The sequence below is a fragment of the Streptomyces shinuiensis genome, from assembly GCF_043660855.1.
Lineage (GTDB): Bacteria > Actinomycetota > Actinomycetes > Streptomycetales > Streptomycetaceae > Streptomyces.
In genome coordinates this window covers 170,904-190,962 of sequence record NZ_JBIHML010000004.1, presented here as the reverse complement: position 1 = coordinate 190,962, position 20,059 = coordinate 170,904, and the positions used below count along the sequence as shown (strand labels likewise).

Genomic DNA, 20,059 nt, shown 5'->3' with positions numbered 1-20,059 from the left:
GTGATTCAGCACAATCCGCAGTCATAGCCGAGTTGGCGGCGGCACGGCGCGGCGGCCCCGGCCGACGCGCAACCAGGCTGAGCGCGCCCCGATCCCCGGCTGCGGCCGCGCCGCCCATCCCGCCCGTCCCTTAGTGGTCTCCTCCCAGCGCTGATCGGTGAACTTCCCCCCGCACCGCTTGCACACCGGCCGCCGCGCCTCCCGCTCAGCCACGCGGCGCCGTTCGTCCTCCGCTTCGGCACGCGCGTACTGACTGCGGTAGAGAGCGTGGCCGTCGGGGTTGTCGAGCGCGTCGGTCAGGGTCTGTTCGTCCTTGCGCCCCAGGCGCCGCCACACCGCCGCATCCGCGCCGTGCTCCGTCAGCTGCTCCAGGGTGGTGTAGACGACCGGCACGGCCTGGCTGTAGTCCTTCGCCGTGATCCCCCGGTGGATGGTCTGGTACCGGCGCGGCGCCCAGTAGCGTCGGCCGGCCTCCTCCAGTACGGCGACCGTGTTGGCGACCTTCGCCTCGGTGGTGTCGGCGAACACGAACGCGAGGGGCACCAGGCCCTCCCGGCCGGTCGGCGGGTAGACCCGGCGCCACAGCCGCTGCTCGTGGTCGACGTCCTCGATCGCTCCCGGCCGGGAACGGACCAGGTCCACGGTGCGCTTGGCCGCATCCTTCGGGAGCAGCCGACCCCACTCCCAGTACCGGCGCAGCTTGGTCACCAGATCGTGCGCGTCCTCGGTGCGGCGATCGATCTCCAGCAGCATCACCGGCACCCCAGCCGCCGGCGCCCGCACCACCAGGTCCGCCCGCTGGACGTAGCCGTCCGCGAGCCGGTGCGGAATCTCGGTGGCGAAGCCGAGCCGGTGGCCGATCCCGGCACGGTGGAGTTCGGCGGCCGTCGAGGTGACCGCCGCGGAGTGATCGTCGTAGCTCGTGCCGAGCAGCTCCCCGGTGACCGGGTCGTACTTCTCCTCGCGCAGCGCCGAGACCCGTATGCCCTTCGGCTCCAGCAGCCGCTTCGCCTCGCGTGTCCTCGCTTGGTCAGCACCCACACCTGCCGCTGGTCCTCCCGTACCAACTCGACCCTCACCAGGTGGTGGTCCTGAAGATCCAGAAGGTCGTCCCGCGTGAGCTTGTCGTGCTGGTTGTCCGGACGGGTCAGCTTCCACAACTGATCAGGCGTAGCCCTCTGGAAGATCCCCAGCGCTTGCAGCAGTTCCCTCCGCCTTGGCCCTGTCGAGTTCTTCCTGTGAGTACGACGCCTTGGGACATGAGGGTTGTCGGACCTGCGTCGACCCCCTGTCCGCCGGGCCCGACCTGCGGAAACTCCCGGCCCGTGGCGACGGGGCGCGGAGGGGGTGGTGGAGGGGTCCACGGAGGGGGCCTCTCCGGTCCGGTCAAGGGGCTGCTCGGGCTCGTCTGCGGTGCTCGCCACAGGATGCTCCTGGAAGGTGGGGCGGGCCCATCTCGCCGTTCACCTTCTACAGGTGCGGTCTTCGGCTCTCGTGTGACGCCGACCTCGGAAAACCCCTCCACCGTGACTGCATCGTGATCAGCCCGGAGGGGGAGAGTTCTCCCCTCTGGCGGCCGGACTCTGTCCACAGGGCTGCAAGCCGAGCATCGGTTCCGAGGCCGCCACGATCAGCGGGGCGGCCCGTACGTTGAGGAGCCGACATGCCCGACACCACGCCGCTCGCCCCGATGACCCCGCACGCGGCCATCAGCGCCTTCAACTACCTCCGGGCCGTCCAGGCCGACGACATCGACGCCGCCCGCGAATTCGCCGGCGCAGAACCGCGGATGCCCGAACTGCTCGTCGACGTCGCCGAACGCATCGTCGTCCCGGTCACCGCGTTGCCCGGCCCGGAGGCCGGCGAGCCGTGCGAGGACACCTTCGCCCTGGAGGCCCTCGGGCGCGTCTTCGTGACCTCGCTGCGGATCTGGGCTCAGGCCGGGCCGGACACGGCGGAGTACATCGCCCGCACCGCCATCGACTTCGCGCAGCAGTTCCTCACCGAGGACCACGAGGACGTCGCCGACACCCTGCGCCAACTGGAAGCCGTCGGCGTGGGCCAGGCCCTCGATGCGTACCCCGCACCGGACGGTGCGCACCCGGTGCGCCTGTCCATCGCGTAGCGCGCGCCGAGGGTGGCGGTGGTGCGCACCGCGCGCATCGGGTGCGCACCATCGGTGCTGGCGCACCGCACCAGGCGCGCCACGGGCTCCTCTATCACACACCCCCTTGACCGCGACCTGATCGCAAGCCGCAACCGGCGATGTCAAGGAGAAACGTCGCGGTAGCAGAGCTGGACAAGGGGGTGTAGCGGAGCCGGACAAGGGGGTGGCGCGCGTCCGGCCGTCGGGTGCAGCGCACCGGTGCGGTGGACCGGCGCGCGCGAAAGTGCCCTGCATCGTCGGAGTGGTGCGGTGCCGGACGCGTTGGCACATCGTCGCGGTGCGCACCACGGTGGAGTCCATCGTCGACCGGCGCACCAAAGTGGGCTCCACTCAGTGGAGCCCACTCGATGTTCTGCATCCGGTGGCGATACGCGACGCCGGTGGACTCCACTCAGTGGACGGTGCCGGGCCTCGTCACCACAGCCAGGCGTTGGAGTGCCGCACCCGGGACAGGGCGCGGGCATCACGGCGCGCGGCCGCGTTGCCGATCCGGCTCTGCCGAGAGCGGGGCCGGCGCGAGTTCCGCGCGGCGAGGCGGCGCTTGGCGGCATCCTGGAGTCGCTTCCGCTGCTTGCGCAGCTCCTCCTTCTTCGCCGCCTTCGACTTCGGCGTCCGGGGCCGCTTCCAGATCGGCTGCCACCCCACGGGCTCGTCGACTTCGGGCTCCTGGACCTCGGTGAGCGCGGCGGCCATCTGCTCGCGGGCGGCACGAGCGCGGGCGAGCGCGTCGTCGGGGTTGGGGCGTTCTTCCGGGGTGTTCACCTGACTCCTCCTGTGGTTCGGCCCGGCGTGTGCTGGGTGCCGGGCTGCTGGGTGTGCGGCTGCGGGACCGCCGCGGGGGTGGGCTGCGGACGCAGGCCGTGGGCGGCTTCGCGCGCCCGCTGGCTGTCCTGGAGCGTGGCGGCCACCTGCGCGGCGGCGGCTTCGAGCGTCTGGCGGGTCTGCTCCACCGTGTCGACGCCGGTCTCCGGCTCCGGGAGGCGGCCGTTCTTCGGGCCGGTGCGGAACGGCCGCGGGTGCGACCTCGAGGCGGCGGGCACGGCGACGGCGTGCGGCCGGGTACGGGAGCCCAGGCGCTCCGCTCGCCGCGCGGCGCGGACTCGGGCGGCCAGGGCGTCGGCGGCGAGGCGGGCCCGCTCGTACGGCGGGGCGGTCCGCTTGCGGGTCAGCGGGCGCAGCACGGCCTGGTCCTCGGTGTCGCGCGGATACAGGGCGCGCAGGTCGGCGGTCATCATCCGCTGGCTCGCCGGACGGGTGTAGTCGTCGACGACCGTCTGCACGATTCTCTCGTCCAGGCCCGGCTCGTGGGGCCGGCCGCGCAGGACGTAGGAGAGGTAGCGGCGGGCTTCGGCGAGCAGGTGATGGCGTTTGAACGCGCCGCGCATCACGTACACCACGGCGACGACATCGACGGCCGCCAGCGCGATGTTGACCACCGGCTGCACCCGCGCCCACACCGCCGCGGCCGCCGCCCGCGCCCGCTCCGCCAGCCGGTCGACGACGTCGGCGCCGTAGGCCCGGATCGCTGAGGTGCGCCACCGCTTGCGCAGCTCGGTCAGCGACAGCATCTCCGTGCGCTTGGGCGGGCGGGTGCGGTCGGCGGCCTGGCAGCCCAGCACGTAGGAGGCTCGCTCCCCCGGCGCGTGCCCGTGCTTCTCTTCATACTTGGCCGTCAGGACGGACATGGCGTCTTCGATTTGCTGGCGGCGGGTCGACTGCCAGCCGATGAGCCGCTGGTCGATGCCCGCGATCTCCATGACGGGCCGGCGGCCGGGTGTCACCTCGCGCGGCTCCCACGCCCACCCGAGCCGGGCGGACACCTCCTCCATGAAGTACAAGATGTAGAGGGTGTCGGCCGCGACGATGTTGGCCAGCATCGAATCCGCCGACAGATTGCCCCACGTCCCCTTGTCGTCCGGCCGCCGGGCACGGATCGACACAAGCGCATGATCGTGGAGAAGGGGCTTGGACTCTGCAGCTCTGGACTCGTAGTGCCTAAAGACCGCGACGATCAGCCCGTCCTTGACCTGGTCGCGCTCCTTGCCGCCGCCTTTCCAGCGGATCTGCGCGACCGCATCCTCCAGCCACGCCAGCGTCTTGTCCCGGGCGATGTCCTGGCACAGCTCCAGCACCAGCCGGGTCTCGTAGTCAGCCAGCGCCCACGCGAGGTGTGCCGTCGGCGGGGGCCGGAACACCAGGTGCATGCCGAGCCAGGGGACGCGCTCCTTGGCCTTGTCGGTCTCGGGCGAGCGGTTGTGCTCGATGGGCCTGCCCAGCACAGTCGCCCGCTGGGCCTTCGCCCGGCTCTTGCCCTGCGCCAGGAGCTCGCGCTCGATCCGGTCGGCGTCCGGGTGCCGACCCTCCCCCAGGAGCAGCTCCGCCTGCCGCTCGGTCACCACGTCCCCGACCGTCAGGCCGACCGCGGCCAGGCCCCGGCCCTTCCACACACCGGGCGGGACACCGGCTTCATCTTGGGCGGCGCGCAGCGACGTGCCCGCAGCACGGTGGCCATCGCCGACCATCACGCCGCGGAAGAGATAGCGCTCGTCTCCCGGACGGATCTTCGTTTGGCTGATCACCGGCCCATGGAACCCCGGAGCTGACGTGCGAAAAAGCGCGATCCGAGGTCCTTCCCGCCGGGCGGGAGGCCATCACCAAGTCTTTACCGGAGCGCCCGCCAGGCGGGCCGCCCGATCAGCCCGAGACGGTAAGCCGCCGGTGTGGGCACAGTCCGCCGCATGAATACGAACCTGCTCCACGGAGACTTCTGCCCGCTGTGCGGCCAGCCTCTCACGCTGCGCCCGACCGTCGTCGTCCGCTCGAACGTGCCGTACCCCACCCGGACCGACATGGTGCCCCACTGCATCAGCTGCGCCAGTGACATGCCCCGCGCCCAGGAGTGGGCCGACTTGATGCACGCCCGCTACGACATCTGACCTGAGCCGTGCGAATACTGCGCTGCGACGGTTCAGCTGCTGCTCTTCCGGCGCACCCGCTTCGCCTGCTCCATGCCGGAACTGGGTCACCGGCGGGTAGTCACTCCAAGCTTCCCGTACCCGCCGCAGCCCTGTGGAAGGAGGCGGCGGGGACGGGGTAGGGGTGGGTGAGGCCATGGGCGCGGTGCAGGCGGTTGCGGGCGGTCACCTGCCCGGCCATCGCCTCCAGATGGGCGGCGTGGGCCAGCCCGGCCAGGCCGGTGTCGTCGAGTTGGAGGCGCCACCGGTTGGCGGTGGTGTCGTAGTGGGCCTCGATCAGTGCCTCCCACAGGGTGCCGGCCGCCGCGGGGGCGGCGGCCAGGTCGGGCAGGAGGTGGGTGTAGCGGCGCAGCAGGAGCATCTCGTGCGGCTGGAGGGCGACCTCTTGGTAGGCGGGGTCGGCCGCCTTCGTCGTCCAGGCGGGGCACGGCCGGTCGGCGTTGGTGCGGTGGTGGTGCCAGGCCAGCGCATCCAGCCCCTCGGGCGTGATCCGTGCCGCCCGGGCCTCGGGCGGGCGGGAAGCGCTGGTGCGCAGCACCTCGGAGGCGGGGACGGTGCGGCACAGCCCGGCCCATTCCAGTGCCCGCACCGCCCGCTCCTCCAGGGGGCCGCCCACCGGCAGCCAGGTCTGCCGCACCGTCTCCCCCGCCCGCTCCGCCGCGGCGAGATGCTCCAGGACCGTCCACTGCCCGCTTGTGATCTTGTCGGTCATCCCCGCCCGTTCTCCTTCCTCGCCGAAGCCGGGGGCCCTGTTCTCAGCCCTCATGGGGAGGGATCATGTCCCACCGCGCACCGGCCGGGTGGTGTTTTCGCCCGTACACCACCCGTACAACTCCCGCCTGTCACCACAGGCTGAGGCGGCCACGGGCCCCGGCCCGGGCGGAAGATCAGGTCAGGGTCACCGTGTTCAGTGCGCTTCCGGCAGCACGACCAAAGAAGGGTCGTTCTCGTCTGCGCTGCCGGAAGCGCACTGACCGATAAGGGGCGTGTGCGGTCGGCTCCCTGCCGCCTCTGGGACGTGTGCATCGGCCGCGCCCCGGCAGATGGGGTCCGACGACTTGGTCGCTCCTCCCGGAGAGCGGAGCCCGGCAGCTGGCCTGGTGGACCGAAGGCGTACGTGCCGGCCCCCCATGGAGGTCTGACCCGTGGGGGCCGGCGCGTACGGCGATCGTCAGCTCCGCTGTGTTGCCTTGGGGTTGTGCAGCGTGAACTCGTTCGCGTCGCGGTCCGGTGCGCTGCTCTGTCTCCAGGTGGGGGTCGCCGGGGGCGTCTGCTCGTACGGGGGCGCCAGTGGTTGTGTTCCGTTTGTCTGCCGGCCGGGCCGTGCTGGGCTGGTTGTTTCTGTATGTGGGTGCTCAGCGTGTTGCGGTCTCTCCCATCTGGGGTGGCACTGTCTGGGTGTGCTTGGTGAGGGGGAGGCGGGAGGCGGGTTGGCCGGTGCCGTGGGTGGCACGTTCGTGGCGGCCTGGGCGGGCGGGGAGGCGGCTGGGGATGTCGGGGCGGTGGGCGGCTGCGCTGAGCAGGGTGCGGATTCGGCTGGCGAAGTCGGGCCCGGGTAGTGGCAGGTCGATGTCGGGCTGGCGGAGGTAGCCGGTGGCGACGGCGGTGGGGAGGTAGGCCATGAGTTCGGCGACGGTGGCTGAGCGGGGCCGGGCGGTGTACTTCGCGAGGTGGCGCAGGATTCGCAGGATCGTGGTGATGGAGGTGCTGGTGGTGACTCGGTGGCCTGGCAGGGGCCAGGTGCGGGAGTGCTCCCGGTCTGGGTGGTGTTCTTGAGCGGGGGCTTTGGGTGCGGGCTGGACGTCGTCGGTCTGGCGGTGCCACCAGTGGGCTGCGTCGTGCTCCCCTAGGGCGAGGTGGTGGAGGTAGAGGCAGTAGGCGGCGGCGGCCTGTCCGGCGCCGGCGGCGTACTCCCACCAGTAGCGTGCTCCGTCGTCGGTGTCGGTCAGCTGCAGGATGCAGGCGAGGATCAGCGCGCTGCGGGGGTCGGGGACCTGGTTGGTGACGAACTTGGCGATGGCGGCGGGTGGGGTGTGGGTGACGAGGGTTTCGCACAGGGCGCGCAGGTCTTCGGCGGCCGTGCTCGGGGGGGTGTCCCGGGTGGGTGGGTTGTCGGCCGGGTAGGGGTCGGGTGCTGTGGTCGGGGTGGAGGACGGGACGATGTCGCGGGGCATGGTGCGGTCGCGGACCAGCAAGGCCCTGGAGAGGATTTCTTCGATACGGGTCATGGGGTGTTCCCTTCGGGCTCGGGCGGCGGGCACAGGAGGCTCTCCAGGAAGTGGATGGCGTGGCGCTCGCTGGAGCGCACGGTGGCCAGCGGGAGGCCGAGGAGGGCGGAGGTTTCCTCGGGGGTGAATCCGCACAGGCGGCGCAGCACCATGACGTCGAACTGTCGGTGGGGGAGTCGGCTCATCGCCGTGAACAGCTTCAGGCTCTCCTCGACCTGGTTCATGCGGTCGGCCTCGGTGGTCAGGGCGTGCAGGGCGACGGTGTCGAAGGCGGCCCAGCCCAGCTCGGGGCGGCCGTCCAGGTGCGGTGTCCTGGACATGACGGTGGTGCGCAGGATTTTCCAGGCGAAGTGCCGGGTGTCGGGGCTGGACAGCGCGTCGTTCCAGCACAGCCAGAGGATGTCGAAGGCGTCGGACACGGCGGTGTCGCGCTGGTCGTCGTCGAGGAAGACCTGGGCGTAGCGGTGGTAGTCGCTCTCCATCAGCTCGCGGAAGGCGCGGTGGTCCAGCGGTGGGACCGTGTGGGTCGTGGTCAGGGCTGTTCTTTCGCTACAGCGTTCGACCCAATCCCGGGTCTTGTGGGCCTCGAACGCGGCCTGCCGCCACAGCCGGTACAGGGGCCAGCCGGGCATCTTCAGCTCGGTGGCCAGGCTGAGGATGATCTCCCATCGCGGGTACAGGCCGGTCCCGCGCAGCAGTTCCGAGAGTTTGGACTTGGCGAACAGGATCCTGACGCTGAGCTCGCTCAGCGTCATTCCGCTCTTCAGGTAGGTCTCGCGCATCGGTTCCAGCCAGGCGCGGTGGGCGCTGCCCACGTTTTCCGCGATCGGCCCGAGCTTGCGGCCGGGCCGCGCCGGTGCCGGCCTGGCTGGTGGTACCGGCGGGTCGAAGGGCGTTGTCACAGGGTGTCGCCCTCCTTGTCCGGTACTGGTGCCACGTGGTGCCCGGAGGTCGGCGTGGTGGGTGTGCGGACAGCGCGGACGATCTGCTGCACGGTCAGCCCGAGGGCCGGGGCGAGCGCGGCGATCGCGGCTGCCTGGCCGAGTGTCACCATCACCACGCTCCAGGTGAACACCGTCACCGTCGCCGCGATGAGCACTATCTGTTTCCGTTCCATACACACTTCCTTGGTGTCGGCCCGTGCCTGACGGCCCATCCGGAAAGCCGTCAGGGGTTCCCCAGGGGTCGGGTGCCGAGCCGCCGTCTGGGGAGGCCAACCAGCATGGACGGAAGGAGAGACGCTACGCCAGGTGATCAAGGAATCACGGAACAATGACGTCCGCGGGGCACCGTCCGGGAGGCGTCGGTGATCGCACGGGCATATGCAGGGCACAATATGACGCGCCTGGGGGTGAAGTTCCTGGTTTTCCTTGCAATTCCACCGCGCACCCCCGTCAATGGAAACCGACGCCGTTGGTGTCGGCCTTCCATCCGGAAGAGCCCGCCCCCTGTGCCGAGATCGGGGGCGAGCATCACCGTTCCCGCCTGGCCGCTGATGGAGGCCAGGCGGGAACGGAGCGGTCCAGCAGGACAGCACGACCGTAGCCCGAGGCACCGACACCGCCCCGTACACCCGCACAAGGATGGACGGGCATCACCGAGCTGCACGAGGTGCGGCCTCAATGCGAACCGGACCGGAGACGGCCAGACCGCGCCCCACCCACACCCCGGGCGAGAGGCCGGCCTGCTCCTGGCCGTGCTCCATCGGCACGCGGACCGGACGGCCGCCGTCCCCGAAGACCACCCCGCGCACGTAGTACCGCCAGGCGTTCCGCCTCCGAACCTCGCAACCCTCCGCGGCGGCTGACATCACCGTCAACCAGCGCACCGGGATCCACGCCGCCCTCAGCGGCCCCTGACCAGGACGGGAACGGACGGCCAGTCTTTCAGAGCGGAGCTGGCCTTGGGCTGCGCTGACCGCTCGGTCACGCTGACTGCAAGCCCTGGCCGGGGGTGAGAGCCAGTCCGGCCGCTCTTCCGGAAAACCGGCAGAAGGCTCTCTGGAAGCTGGGACACTGCTTGGCGTCTGGTTCCGGGGAGGCAGTGATGAGCGTCTTTCACTGGGGATTGCTGGTAGCGGTGGTCGGCGCGGTCTGCGTAGGCCGGCAGCTGTACCTCTACCCCGGCGGGTGGGTCTACGCCTTCCGCACCGAGCATCACGCTGCGCGGGAAGACCTGCGTACACATCGGGAGCGTGTACGGGCCCTTGAGAGCCGCGACAGTCAGCAGGTGGCCGCGGCCGATGCCAGGGTCCGCTCCGAGCAGAGAAAGAAGCGTTCAGCCATCCGAGCGCTCGAGAAGGAGCGCGATCGGCTGCGCGCCCCTGGACGAGGCCCTCTATTGAAAACGCTCGGTGACCTGGCGCTTCATCAGCACGTGCTGTCGGTCCCCTCAGACGACGGCTCGACGGAGTCTCTTCAGCTCGATGGGCTTGAGGTGAGCGACCGTCCGAACTCCAAGCGGGATGAGCACTGGATCATTGTCGCGGAGCCGAACGGGGACGAACGTGTCTTCCGGTACCCGTACAGCCAGTGGGAAGAGGCCGCCGTGTACAAGTTCGCAGCGTCGATCCGGAAAGCGGTCAAGGACCACGGCGTCTGGACGGATGAGCGGGAGCTCCGGCTGGCAGAGCTCGGGGACGAGCTGGACCAGGTCGAGGCGGACAACGACAGGATCGAGAAGGCGCAGCGGGAGCGTGACCGGTTGAAGGCCCAGCAGCGCGCGAACCCCCAGCTCAAGGCCGCACGCGCCGATCTGGAGCAGGCTTTCGGCCGCTGGGAGGCCCTCACCGGCCACCGGCCGCATCGCTAACGCTCACCTTTTCCCGCCCTGGAAGCGCAGGCACCGCACACGGTGTTCAAGCACGTGCCCGGCTGGGAACCTGCTGATCGAGACCAGCTCCGGCTGGTCCGCTGCACCGGCGGGGTCTCCCATGCCCGCTCACGCCACCTGGCTGACGGTAGCGCGCAGGCCGCCTGGACCGCGGCGGACTCCCTGGCCACGGGCGCGCAGGAGACCGCCCAGGCCCACCGGTTCCTGCTGCTCCCAGCCTGCAGGAGCACGGTTTCCTACCGCTCCTGCCTGAAGAAGCCCTGCGCACTCTAGCCCTGGGGTAGGGCGCCGGCCAGTCCGAGCGTAAGCGCCCCCTGGGCGGCCCGTGTCCCGGCCCTTCTCCCACGAAGGAGCCGTGCGTGATCACGTCACCGAACGGGGGAATGGTTCCGGCTGCGTGACCTACCCTGAGAGACACAGCTACCTCGTGCTGACTTTTCATCTCTACGAGGACGCCCCCAGGTGGGCGACGGCCGACCGCGAGGCTTCTTCCCGCGGACGCTGCCCAAGTGCAGCAGCCACGCCGTTCCCCCACGTATACGGGAGTCTTCGTGATCACCGTGGGTACTCCGCAGGAGCCCAACCAGCCCAGTCGGCGCCGCTGTATCGCCCGCCGTCTGCGCGCTGCCGCTATCCGCCTGCGTGTTCCGGCCCGCAGAGCCGTCAGAGTCATTGGCCTGAGCCTCGCCAAACGCATCGCGTGGGAGGTGGTCTGCTGGGCAGCCAGGACGCTGTTCGACATCGACGTGCAACTGTTCGTCCAACTGCACCAGTTGCTCATGCAGTGATCCAGCGGTCCCGAGTTGGTGGCGTATGTGGCCGATCGCCGATACGAGCCGAGCTCTCTTTTCCTTTTCGGATGGTGAGGGCTCGGTCGGCGGCCGCGCTACCGGTGCTTCGCCGATTGCGGCTCGGTTGCCGTGCTTCCGTAGGCAGGGCAACCGAGCCAGCCGCACAGCAGGGGGATTGTGGATCAGGTTGATGCCGTCGCGTTTTGGCTCTGTGGCTGGAGTAGGTCGATCAGCTGAGCTTGTTCCGCAGGAGACATGCGCTTCTGGATGAGGTCGGCGACTGCGCGTACGTCGCGCCACGGCATCGTGATGCGCTCCCCCGCGGCTTCGTCCTTGGTTCTCTGTGGTTGTGCGGGTACGGCGGATACGTCACGTTGCGGCGCCCCCTGGTCAGCGGTTGCTTCGATACCGCTGGCATGAGGCTGCTGGCTGGTCGGGCCTGCCTCATCACTTATCACGGCGTGATAAGCGTCAGCGGTCGCCGGCCCAGTGGCAGCGGAGGCGTCTGCGGCTGGCTCTTGAGCGGCCGCTCGCCTCTGCTCGGCTCGTTTCCTTGCTTCGGCTGCCCGCGCGTCCGCTGCTGCGCGCTGTTCTTCCGGGCTCAGCTTCCCAAGGTTGCGTACGTGCTCGACCTGCCTCTTACCGCTGGCCAGGTCTGCCTGGAGTTCCGGGGAGAGCTTGAGCAGAGACAGCTTGGAGGAGATGTTGGCTTGCGAGATGCCGAGGCGCTGTGCAGCCTTGGTCTGGCTGCCGTAGAACTTCACCAGTGCCTCGAGTGCGTGGGCTTGCTCGAGGTCGGTCATGTCGTCGCGGTGGAAGTTCGCCACGAAGGCGGCTTCGAGGAGGGATTCGTCCGTGGCGACGCGGGCGTCGTCGACCATCACCTTGATGGTGGTCTTACCGGCGCGGCGTGAGCCTTCGAGGCGGCGGTGGCCGTCTACGACGACGTATTTGGCACCGTCATCGAGATCGCCGGCGCGGTCGGGGCGTTCTTTGAGGTAGGCGTCGATCCGAGCCACGGTGATGGCGTTGATGACGCCGAGTTCTTTGATGCTCTGGGTGAGGTCGTCGAGGTCGCGGAGGTGATCGCGTGGGTTGTCGGGGTTGTGGCTGATGATCTCGATGGGCAGTTCTGTGGGGTCGGGGACGCCCTCGGTGGGGACGCCGGTGGCGGCGCCGATGGCGGCTCTGCGGGCGCTGACGGGGCGGGCCTGGCCGAACGAGGCGCTGGCGCCGAGTTTTGCTGCCTTGCTGCTCATGAGATCTCCCGTGCGAGGGCGCGCATGGCCACTGCTTGGTCGGACTTAGGGGCGTAGGCGAGCAGTGGCCGCTTGACGCGTACGGCTTCTTTTTGCTCTTTCAGGTCGCCGATGACGCCGACTACGCGGGGGTCCTTTATGTCCATCCAAGCTTGCAGGGAGGAGGTGGCGATGAAGCCGCGGCGGGCGTCGTAGTGGTTGACGACGATGCCGAGGTAGTCGATCTCGATGGCGAGGTCGTTGCGGAGGTCTTCGATCTGTGAGGTGAGGAGGGTGTAGGCGTCAGCGGAGCTGTCTTCGGCTTGGACGACGGTCAGGGCGCCGGAGGAGCCGGAGGGTTCATTGTCGCGGCGTCGTCCGTAGTAGGCGGCAGCGTCCATGCTCAGGCCGAGGCTGGGTGGGCAGTCGACGAGGATGACGTCGAAGAGGGGCTCGATGGGTGCCAGTGCGCGCTCGAGGGCTGCTTCGCGGGCTCGGACGCTGGCGAGTTTGACGTCGAGGAGGAAGGCGTCGTTGCAGCTGGGCAGCAGGTGCAGTCGGTCGCCGAAGCGGTCTTCTTCTATGGGGACGATCAGGTCGCGCAGTTCGCCGACGGGTTCGCCGCCCATGTGCTTAGTGAGGCTGTCGCCGTCCATGGGCAGTGGCTTATAGCCGAGCTGCTGGGTCAGGTGGCACTGGGGGTCGAAGTCCACGAGTAGGACGCGGAGGCCGAGCCCAGGCAGTTCTCCTATGTCGGCCGGTTCGGCGGTGCTCTCGTGGCCCTGGTTTTCGAGGAGCGCGGCGAAGTGCTTGGAGACGCGCACCGGGTAGAGAGTGTTGGGGTCTTCGGCCATCGCTTCGCCGGTTCCGGCGGTGACGGCGGTCTTGCCTACGCCGCCCTTCTGGTTGCAGACGATGATGCGGCGTGGGTGCTCTGGGCGTTTCACTGCGGGTGCGGGGTTCTTCTGGAGCCATAGCTGTGCTGCCTGGGCGAGGCCTTGGATGAGGGAGACCTTGCGGTCGGCAGCTGTGGTCTTGAAGGTGTCCCACTGGCCCGGGGGGAGCCAGGTGGAGAAAGGGTCAGCGCCGGAGGTGTCGACGGTGGCTGGTGCCGAGGCGAGGCTGCACCAGTGGTTGATGCCTTGCTCGACGGCGGTCTGGATCTCGATGCCCAGTTGGGCGGTGCGGACCTTGAGGTCTTGCCGGAGCCACCCGGGGAGCTTGGAGACGACCTTCTCGCGGTCGCCGGTGGAGTCTGGGGAAGCCATGGCGGACACCATACTAACGTCGGAGCCTTAATCAAGGATCTACGCGTTAGCTAGCTTCACACGGAGCCTCGTGTGGCTATCACGCCGTGATAATCAGCCTCCAGCGAGGATGTGGCAGGTTTGGTGCTGCAGGCTCTCTGCCTCTGGCTACTGCCCCGCTGGCCCAGTTCACGGCCCGGCTCCTCGTGCGCTCTCCCAAACGCGAGAAGGCCTGGCCTCCTGCCGTTCAACAGGAGGCCAGGCCTTCCATGGGTGTTGCTTGGTGCTACCTCAGAGGGCGGTTCGTGAGTGTTTGAGTGGTTCCGCCGTCGCCTGATGGTGTGAGTGTGAGCGGAACCTGTCGGCCCGAGGCCGCTGATCTGTTGATGTGATGAGGTGAATGGACGCAAGCCGTACCCGAGTGACTTATCGGACGAGCAGTGGTCGTTGATCGAGCCGGTGATCACCGCGTGGAAGGACCGGCACCGCTCGGTCAGCGGCCACCAGGGCAGATACTCGATGCGGGAGATCGTCAACGCGATCCTCTACCAGAGCCGGACCGGCTGTCAGTGGGCCTACCTCCCGCACGACCTGCCGCCGAAGAGCGCGACGTACTACTACTTCGCCACCTGGCGCGACGACGGAACCGACCAGGTCATCCATGAACTGCTGCGCTGCCAGGTCCGCGAGCGGGCCCGCCGGTTAGAGGACCCGACCCTGGTGGTGCTGGACACCCAGAGCGTCCACGTGGCTGCCGGGGTCCCCTCCTCCACGACCGGCCTCGATCCGGCCAAGCGGGTGCCGGGCCGCAAACGGGGCCTGGCCGTGGACGTGCTGGGTCTGGTCATCGCGGTTGTCGTGCTGGCCGCGAACACGCACGACAACGCCGCGGGTATCGCCCTGCTGAACCAGGTCGCCGCGCACACCGGCGGCACCGTCGAGAAAGCCCTGGTCGATCAGGGCTTCAAGAACCAGGTCGTCGCGCATGGCGTCGGCCTGGGCATCGACGTGGAGATCGTCGAGCGCAACCCGCAGGACACCGGCTTCGTGCCGCAGCCGAAGCGGTGGAGGGTCGAGCAGACCTACGGGATCTTGATACTGCACCGGCGCCTGGTCCGCGACTACGAGCACCATCCCGCTTCCTCCGCCTCCCGCGTCTACTGGGCCATGACCCACGTCATGGCCCGCCAGCTCACCGGCGCGAACACTCCCACCTGGCGCGATGCGCAGGCGGTGACCGCGTGAACCTCCGGCCCCTGCTCGACGCGCTGGACCTCCAGGAGGATGCCGCCCGGGCCCTGGCTGACGACCTGCGAGGACAGATCGGCGAACTGCAGGGCCGGCTGCGGGAGGCCGAGACCCACCTCGAACACCTGGCGATCACCCGGAAGACCGTCACCGGCCTTGCCGACCGGCTCCCGGCCGGTCCACCGGACCTGCCCGAGCACCCGGACTACCCCCGCATCCTCGCCGTCTTCCACGAGGCCACCGGCCCGCTGCGGGCCCGTGACGTCTGCGAAGCCCTCGATCATGAGCTGCTGCCGAAGAACGTCGAAGGCACCCGCGCCAAGCTGAAACGTCTGGTCAAACTCGGCATCCTCACCGAGATCGACGCCGGCAGCTTCGCCAGGAAGCAGTAGCCGACGAACACGTGATCAGCAGCCCTGCCCTAACCTCACTTCGAAACGGACATCAACTCACGAACTGCCCTCTCAGAGCGTTCAAGTCACGGGTAGAGGGCTGTCGTGGGTCCCGGTGGTCTCGATCTCGTCCAGGGCCACGGTGGTCCGCAGTCACCCCTGGGCGATGGCGGTTATCAGAAGTACGACGGTGTCGGCCTCGTACGGGTCGCGGTAGGCGGTGTGGTCGTTGATGTCGAACGGGGCGGCGGCCGCCCGCAGCGTGGCCTCGGGCGCGATCGTGTCCGCCTTTCCTTCCAGGTGGGTGTTGATGGCGGTCGACGTCGCGGTCGGCGTGGCGACACTGGCGTATATGGGCCGAGGCGGAGCAGGGTGCAGCCGGTGCCATCAGGGTGGCGGGCTTCGATGTGGACGCTGTAGTGGGCGGGTGTCATGCCGGTCTCGGCGAGAAGGTCCAGGCCGGCTGCGCGTGAGGGAGGGGACGGTAGGCCGGCTCCGAGAATCGTGCTCGTGTCGCAGCGCAGCCAGCCGGTGCTGGTGTAGCGGTGGGTGTAGGCCGCGGCGTGCGGGGTGTCAGGGCGGGCCAGGGCAACGGCGATCAGGTCGGGGCCGTGGTCGTCGCCCGGCCGGGGGTAGGCGCGTTCGATGAAGGGGCCGACTCGGACGGCTGCGTCGGCGCCACTGCCCGGGCTCCATGGCCGTGGGTTCTTCAGCGCGGTGAGCATCGCGCGGAAGTCGTCGATAGCGGCGGCGTCCTCGGGAGTGAGGGCGCCGGGGGCGTGGCCGCAGCGCTTGAAGCGGGGAAGACGCGGCTTCATCAGGTGGGGTTCTCCTTGGGTGTGCAGGCGGTCAGGCGGCCGATCTGGATGCGGGTGTGGCCGGCGTGCGGGACATCGAGGTGCACGGTGCGGTCAAGGGCGGCTTCCCAGGCCGCGGTCGGCAGGTCGACGGATGTGCGGGTGGGGATCAGGCGGGGGGCGAGGGCGGCGGTCAGGAGGTAGACAGCCAGGTGTTGTTCCCACCGGCCAGCCGGTTCGGTGGCGCCCTTGGGTGGGGCGGCGGCCGTGGCGTACTCCCACACCGGCCTGCGGGCGCTGCCCGGGTCCGACCAGTGGGTCGGGGCCAGGCGCAGGCCCCAGGCCGGGTCCAGCATCGGATCGTCCGGCACCGTGGCCACGACGAGGGCGGCGCGGGAACCGTCCGGCTGGAGAGTGGAGGTGTAGGCCAGGACGTAGGCGCCCCAGTCGGGCCCGGCGCCGCCGCCGGTGCGGGCCAGCGTCACCCGGCCGGTCCCGGCGGCGGTCTGCTGCCCGGGCCGGGATCGCTGGGGCCTGGCGGGAGTGGCTTGGGGCTAGGTCGTGTCCGATGGGTCGTGGCTCGCTTGGGCGTCAAGGAAGCGATGCGGCGATGATGTGTGGGTGTTCTACGGAGATCTCAGCGAGTACGACTACCGGGACGAGGATGCGTTCACGGACAGGGAGTCGGGCTTCTACGCGCTCTGGTACCGCCCGGCGTACACCCGCCTGAGCATCGGGTGGTTGGAAGCCGGCAAGCCGTACTCGACGGGAACGGTCCCCACCGCGTTCGTGGAGAAGCTGAAGGCTGTCCAGCAGGTCCAGTGGATGAACGTCTGCCTCGGGGTACACGAATGCGACCTGTGCCCTGAGGAGAAGGCTCCGGAAGGGAGTGGCGAGGTCCGGATCCCAGGCGAGCTCGGGGTCGCTTATGCCGCTCCGTTCCTGATCACGCACTACGTCACCGACCATGGTTACCGACCGCCGCAGGTCTTCATCGATGCCGTGCTCGCCGTCGATCTCGACGCGTGGGCCGCCGCGCGATGGCCCAACGTCCCCTTCCCCTGGGTCCCGGATGACGCCGAACGCATGCTGGAGTAGGCCCGAGCGGACCTATGTACGCAGCCAAAGCCGGATCGAGGCGACGGCGACCGTCCCGTGAAAGACGTAGGCCCTCTTGTCGTAACGAGTCGCGACCGCACGGAAGATCTTCAGCCGGTTGATCGTCCGCTCCACTTCGTTGCGCCGCCGGTAGATCTCTCTGTCGAACCTGGTCGGACGGCCGCCCTTACTGCCGCGCCGCTGGCGGTTGGCACGCTGGTCCTTGGGCTCCGGGATCGTGTGCTTGATCCGGCGCCGCCGCAGATAGCGACGGTTGCGGCGCGACGAATAGGCCTTGTCGCCGCCAAGGTGATCGGGTCGAGTACGCGGGTGTCCGCCGGCTGACCGCGGAACCCGGATCTGGTCCAGGACCGGGATCAACTGCGGGGCATCGCCCCACTGGCCCGGAGTGATGACGAAGGCGAGGGGGCGACGTCCACCCTCGCCCGCCAAATGAATCTTGCAGGTCAGCCCGCCTCTTGAACGACCCAGAGCCTCGTCAATCCGGTGCCGGACCGGCGTACTTCGTCTGCCGGATACTATCGGCAGGCGGGAGTGAGCACCTGCCGCATGTTGGTGAGCCCGGCAGGAGGTGGAGTCCACGCTTACCATGCTCCAGTCGATCCGACCCTCGGCATCTGCCTCGGCCTGGACGGCCCGCAGGATCCTCTCCCACGTGCCGTCCGCCGACCACCTGCGATGACGGTCATGAACCGTCTTCCACTTCCCGAAACGGGACGGCAAATCCCGCCACGGCAGGCCAGTCCGCTGCCGGAACAGAATCCCGTTGATCACCCGGCGGTGGCACTGCCACCGCCCGCCCCGACCCGCGCTCCTCGGCAAATGCGGTTCCAGCCGAGCCCATTCCTCATCTGAAAGATCACCCCGCCCCACAACAACCGAAACGATGCACCAGGAGGCGGGTCACGCGACCCATCGGACACGGCCTAGTCGAGTTCTTCCCGGGCTTCATCGGGCAGCGAGTCCCAGACGGCTTCGACAGCGTCGCTGTAGCGGAGCTTGAACACCCCGTAGATGCTGCCAGGTCAGGCGGCGCCCCGCGTGGGGTTTCGGTCAGCTGCCCGCAGGATGCGCTCCAGGCGCTCGGTGCCGTCGATCCATACCCCGGAAGGCTCCTCGCGGCAGGCCTCGGCTGCGGCGATCTCGTCGGCGTCCTGGAAGGCATCCTCAAGGTTCTGCGCGATGCGCTGCCACTTGGCGAACACCTGCAGCAACTCGTGGGCCGACGCCCGGTTGATCTCGGACAAGAACCGCTGCGCGAGATCAGGGCTGCCGAGGGCCTCGCGGATAGTCTCGATGGTCCACTGCTGCTCGCTGCTCATGATCCGCCCCAAGATCGAAGCACATAAAACTTATCGGTTATGCAGCGTAGCGCCAGACCGCACACAGGGTGCCGCGTACGCAGGTCTATGGAGTCAACTGTCCAAGGCCATACACCCTAAAGGTGTACGGGCTGCAGCCCCTCGCTGTACGCATCATGCCACGGCAGGGTGTCCTGCTCGATGTCCCACCGACCTCGCTGCAGGGCCGTCCGGACGTGGAGCGGACCATCCCCGCCTGCGCGGGGCCGACCAGCACGACGCCGAGGACCTGACCCAGGAGGTCGCCGACCCCGTACGGCGTCACCGCCCACCCCGCACCTCGGTTAGCAGACCATGACTGCCACCGACGCAGACGCCACCCCCACCGGAGGGGAAGCGCTCGAAGCCCACGAGCCCGCCGAGACACCCGCGCCCAGCGTTCCGCAGCAGATGTTCGACCTCCCCGCCGGGAACCGGCACAACATCGCCGACAGCGTGTCGGCCCCCGTCATCACCGCCCTTCCCGGAGACGGCTGGAGAGTGCGCTGCACCTCTTCACGGAACGGGCAGGAGTGGACAGACCGGGTCGTGGCCTGAACCGTCCACTCCAACGGGCATCTCGTCCCCGTGTGCGTGGACGAGGAAGGGGACAGCTACTTCCCGACCTCCGACACCGGGATCGTACCGAGGTGTTCCACCCCGATGACACGGGGGCCGCCGCCAAGGAAGCCTGACCTCTGCCGCCTGCGTGGGCCCCTGCGTCTCCGTCACGACGCAGGGGCCCCTTCTGATGCCAGCCGTGAGTCCTCGAGGTCAGCCGGTCGCGGCGTCGGGCTGGTCGGTGGTCAACGTCATTTCCAACGCAGCCGGGCCCATCGCCACCGCCAGCGCGTTCTCGTAGCACGCCGACCCGCCACCGTCCCCACCTGAACCCCCCGCACACCCGTCGACCTTGTACTGGATCTCCGCTAGGTCCAGCTCCGCGACCTCTTCCATCGTCTTCGGGAACGCGGCCTCCAGACCGGCCTCCTCGACCGCCACCGACAGGCTGTCCACGGTCTCCATCACCGCGTCGATACCGTCGGCGCACGCCGTGCTGGAGGGGGTCTGGCAGTCGGCGACCATGGTGGAGGTGTCGGCCAGGTCGCGGAGCTGCGGCAGCCACTCCTGGGCGACCTCAACGGCGGCGCCGCCAGCGTCGGGGCCGGCGCCGGTGTTGGGTGCGCTTGAGGCGGCCGACGGGGTGTTGTCGCCGCTGGTTTCGCTGGTCCCGCAGCCCGCCACCCCCGCCAGGGCAAGAAGCCCCACCGCCACCGCCGCCGTGGCTGTGGTGGCTGTTCTGCGGGCCTGTACAAGTCTGTACTGGGTCTGCTGCCGGTTGGTGCGCATCATCCGCCTCCCCACCCCGCACCGGACCCTGACAGGCCTTACGGCGCCATATCTACGTGCGTGCGGGGTGCACGGTACGTCGCGGCCCGGCTGCCGGGGGCGCTGGGACCATCCCTGCGGGTGCGGGGCCGACTGGACAAGATCTGCGCGGCCCTGGACTGCACGGGGACCATCCCCGCAGGTGCGGGGTCGACCTCATCCACCAGGTTCGAGCTGGCGTGCCTTAAGGAGGCGTAGACGCCGGTTCCTCGCGTACTCCTCTCCGTCTCGCTTGCCGGGCCCACACCATCTGGCAGTACTGGCGCTTCCCGGCTTTGTCAGGGCTGCTTCCCGCC

Annotated in this window: 22 protein-coding genes; 9 read left to right on the top strand and 13 right to left on the bottom strand. The window is 69.2% G+C overall.

From position 1 onward, the window contains the following. Positions 1-21: 21 nt before the first annotated feature. Positions 22-1,041, bottom strand: coding sequence for a hypothetical protein (locus ACGRHY_RS28660; protein ID WP_394638564.1), 1,020 nt, complete (start codon positions 1,039-1,041; stop codon positions 22-24). Between the two features lie 622 nt (positions 1,042-1,663). On the opposite strand from ACGRHY_RS28660, the gene ACGRHY_RS28655 reads away from it, so the two are divergent. After that, positions 1,664-2,125, top strand: a complete 462-nt coding sequence (locus ACGRHY_RS28655) for a hypothetical protein (protein WP_394638563.1) — start codon at positions 1,664-1,666, stop codon at positions 2,123-2,125. A 456-nt stretch (positions 2,126-2,581) separates the two neighbouring features. On the opposite strand, the gene ACGRHY_RS28650 is transcribed toward ACGRHY_RS28655, so the two are convergent. Then, positions 2,582-2,929, bottom strand: a complete 348-nt coding sequence (locus ACGRHY_RS28650; RefSeq protein WP_394638562.1) for a hypothetical protein — start codon at positions 2,927-2,929, stop codon at positions 2,582-2,584. Further along, entirely contained in the window at positions 2,926-4,689 is a 1,764-nt protein-coding gene (mobF, locus tag ACGRHY_RS28645) for a MobF family relaxase (protein ID WP_394638574.1), read from the bottom strand. The genes ACGRHY_RS28650 and mobF overlap by 4 nt, the downstream gene beginning before the upstream one ends. 216 nt (positions 4,690-4,905) lie before the next feature. Here mobF and ACGRHY_RS28640 point away from each other — a divergent pair, with 216 nt between their 5' ends. Then, entirely contained in the window at positions 4,906-5,103 is a 198-nt protein-coding gene (locus tag ACGRHY_RS28640) for a hypothetical protein (RefSeq protein WP_394638561.1), read from the top strand. Between the two features lie 100 nt (positions 5,104-5,203). On the opposite strand, the gene ACGRHY_RS28635 is transcribed toward ACGRHY_RS28640, so the two are convergent. The 4 genes from ACGRHY_RS28635 to ACGRHY_RS28620 form a co-directional block, all read right to left on the bottom strand. Continuing rightward, positions 5,204-5,854, bottom strand: a complete 651-nt coding sequence (locus ACGRHY_RS28635; protein WP_394638560.1) for a DUF6417 family protein — start codon at positions 5,852-5,854, stop codon at positions 5,204-5,206. Between the two features lie 643 nt (positions 5,855-6,497). Continuing rightward, positions 6,498-7,370 carry a hypothetical protein gene (locus tag ACGRHY_RS28630; protein WP_394638559.1) on the bottom strand — a complete coding sequence of 291 codons (873 nt, stop codon included), beginning with the start codon at positions 7,368-7,370 and terminating at the stop codon, positions 6,498-6,500. Further along, positions 7,367-8,272, bottom strand: a complete 906-nt coding sequence (locus ACGRHY_RS28625; RefSeq protein WP_394638558.1) for an RNA polymerase sigma factor — start codon at positions 8,270-8,272, stop codon at positions 7,367-7,369. The genes ACGRHY_RS28630 and ACGRHY_RS28625 overlap by 4 nt, the downstream gene beginning before the upstream one ends. Continuing rightward, entirely contained in the window at positions 8,269-8,487 is a 219-nt protein-coding gene (locus ACGRHY_RS28620; RefSeq protein ID WP_394638557.1) for a hypothetical protein, read from the bottom strand. Before ACGRHY_RS28620 ends, ACGRHY_RS28625 begins: the two co-directional genes overlap by 4 nt. Positions 8,488-9,416: 929 nt before the next feature. Between ACGRHY_RS28620 and ACGRHY_RS28615 the strand changes: the two genes are divergently transcribed. From ACGRHY_RS28615 to ACGRHY_RS28605, 3 genes are all read left to right on the top strand, one after another. Beyond that, a complete protein-coding gene (locus tag ACGRHY_RS28615) occupies positions 9,417-10,181 on the top strand; it encodes a hypothetical protein (protein ID WP_394638556.1) in 765 nt (254 codons plus the stop codon). A 42-nt stretch (positions 10,182-10,223) separates the two neighbouring features. Continuing rightward, entirely contained in the window at positions 10,224-10,475 is a 252-nt protein-coding gene (locus tag ACGRHY_RS28610) for a hypothetical protein (protein ID WP_394638555.1), read from the top strand. Positions 10,476-10,753: 278 nt separating this feature from the next. Continuing rightward, positions 10,754-10,990, top strand: coding sequence for a hypothetical protein (locus tag ACGRHY_RS28605; protein WP_394638554.1), 237 nt, complete (start codon positions 10,754-10,756; stop codon positions 10,988-10,990). A 185-nt stretch (positions 10,991-11,175) separates the two neighbouring features. Here ACGRHY_RS28605 and ACGRHY_RS28600 read toward each other — a convergent pair whose 3' ends face one another. Together ACGRHY_RS28600 and ACGRHY_RS28595 are read right to left on the bottom strand one after the other, a co-directional pair. Then, a complete protein-coding gene (locus ACGRHY_RS28600; protein ID WP_394638553.1) occupies positions 11,176-12,252 on the bottom strand; it encodes a ParB/RepB/Spo0J family partition protein in 1,077 nt (358 codons plus the stop codon). Beyond that, positions 12,249-13,499 (bottom strand): ParA family protein, encoded by a 1,251-nt coding sequence (locus tag ACGRHY_RS28595; RefSeq protein WP_394638552.1) that lies wholly within the window; start codon positions 13,497-13,499, stop codon positions 12,249-12,251. The genes ACGRHY_RS28600 and ACGRHY_RS28595 overlap by 4 nt, the downstream gene beginning before the upstream one ends. 375 nt (positions 13,500-13,874) lie before the next feature. On the opposite strand from ACGRHY_RS28595, the gene ACGRHY_RS28590 reads away from it, so the two are divergent. Beyond that, complete coding sequence (locus tag ACGRHY_RS28590) at positions 13,875-14,723, top strand: IS5 family transposase (protein WP_394638454.1); 849 nt, start codon at positions 13,875-13,877, stop codon at positions 14,721-14,723. Then, entirely contained in the window at positions 14,720-15,118 is a 399-nt protein-coding gene (locus ACGRHY_RS28585) for a hypothetical protein (RefSeq protein WP_394638453.1), read from the top strand. The genes ACGRHY_RS28590 and ACGRHY_RS28585 overlap by 4 nt, the downstream gene beginning before the upstream one ends. Before the next feature lie 817 nt (positions 15,119-15,935). Here the strand turns inward: ACGRHY_RS28585 and ACGRHY_RS28580 are convergent. Then, positions 15,936-16,400 carry a hypothetical protein gene (locus ACGRHY_RS28580; protein ID WP_394638551.1) on the bottom strand — a complete coding sequence of 155 codons (465 nt, stop codon included), beginning with the start codon at positions 16,398-16,400 and terminating at the stop codon, positions 15,936-15,938. 136 nt (positions 16,401-16,536) lie between these two features. Here ACGRHY_RS28580 and ACGRHY_RS28575 point away from each other — a divergent pair, with 136 nt between their 5' ends. Beyond that, positions 16,537-17,013 carry a DUF7919 family protein gene (locus tag ACGRHY_RS28575; protein ID WP_394638550.1) on the top strand — a complete coding sequence of 159 codons (477 nt, stop codon included), beginning with the start codon at positions 16,537-16,539 and terminating at the stop codon, positions 17,011-17,013. A 12-nt stretch (positions 17,014-17,025) separates the two neighbouring features. Here ACGRHY_RS28575 and ACGRHY_RS28570 read toward each other — a convergent pair whose 3' ends face one another. After that, positions 17,026-17,907 carry an IS5 family transposase gene (locus tag ACGRHY_RS28570; protein ID WP_394638549.1) on the bottom strand — a complete coding sequence of 294 codons (882 nt, stop codon included), beginning with the start codon at positions 17,905-17,907 and terminating at the stop codon, positions 17,026-17,028. Between the two features lie 152 nt (positions 17,908-18,059). After that, entirely contained in the window at positions 18,060-18,356 is a 297-nt protein-coding gene (locus tag ACGRHY_RS28565) for a hypothetical protein (protein WP_394638548.1), read from the bottom strand. Between the two features lie 333 nt (positions 18,357-18,689). Between ACGRHY_RS28565 and ACGRHY_RS28560 the strand changes: the two genes are divergently transcribed. Beyond that, positions 18,690-18,932, top strand: a complete 243-nt coding sequence (locus ACGRHY_RS28560; RefSeq protein ID WP_394638547.1) for a hypothetical protein — start codon at positions 18,690-18,692, stop codon at positions 18,930-18,932. Positions 18,933-19,148: 216 nt separating this feature from the next. Here the strand turns inward: ACGRHY_RS28560 and ACGRHY_RS28555 are convergent, their stop codons facing one another. After that, positions 19,149-19,727: a hypothetical protein gene (locus tag ACGRHY_RS28555; protein ID WP_394638546.1), complete on the bottom strand. Its 579-nt coding sequence runs from the start codon at positions 19,725-19,727 to the stop codon at positions 19,149-19,151. Positions 19,728-20,059 lie beyond the last annotated feature (332 nt).

Coding starts and splice junctions, on each gene's coding strand:
- ACGRHY_RS28615 (WP_394638556.1), top strand. CDS start 9,417: ATGAGCGTCTTTCACTGGGGATTGCTGGTAGCGGTGGTCGGCGCGGTC.
- ACGRHY_RS28595 (WP_394638552.1), bottom strand. CDS start 13,499: ATGGCTTCCCCAGACTCCACCGGCGACCGCGAGAAGGTCGTCTCCAAG.
- ACGRHY_RS28620 (WP_394638557.1), bottom strand. CDS start 8,487: ATGGAACGGAAACAGATAGTGCTCATCGCGGCGACGGTGACGGTGTTC.
- ACGRHY_RS28630 (WP_394638559.1), bottom strand. CDS start 7,370: ATGACCCGTATCGAAGAAATCCTCTCCAGGGCCTTGCTGGTCCGCGAC.
- ACGRHY_RS28600 (WP_394638553.1), bottom strand. CDS start 12,252: ATGAGCAGCAAGGCAGCAAAACTCGGCGCCAGCGCCTCGTTCGGCCAG.
- ACGRHY_RS28655 (WP_394638563.1), top strand. CDS start 1,664: ATGCCCGACACCACGCCGCTCGCCCCGATGACCCCGCACGCGGCCATC.
- ACGRHY_RS28560 (WP_394638547.1), top strand. CDS start 18,690: ATGACTGCCACCGACGCAGACGCCACCCCCACCGGAGGGGAAGCGCTC.
- ACGRHY_RS28555 (WP_394638546.1), bottom strand. CDS start 19,727: ATGATGCGCACCAACCGGCAGCAGACCCAGTACAGACTTGTACAGGCC.
- ACGRHY_RS28640 (WP_394638561.1), top strand. CDS start 4,906: ATGAATACGAACCTGCTCCACGGAGACTTCTGCCCGCTGTGCGGCCAG.
- ACGRHY_RS28635 (WP_394638560.1), bottom strand. CDS start 5,854: ATGACCGACAAGATCACAAGCGGGCAGTGGACGGTCCTGGAGCATCTC.
- ACGRHY_RS28565 (WP_394638548.1), bottom strand. CDS start 18,356: ATGAGCAGCGAGCAGCAGTGGACCATCGAGACTATCCGCGAGGCCCTC.
- mobF (WP_394638574.1), bottom strand. CDS start 4,689: ATGGTCGGCGATGGCCACCGTGCTGCGGGCACGTCGCTGCGCGCCGCC.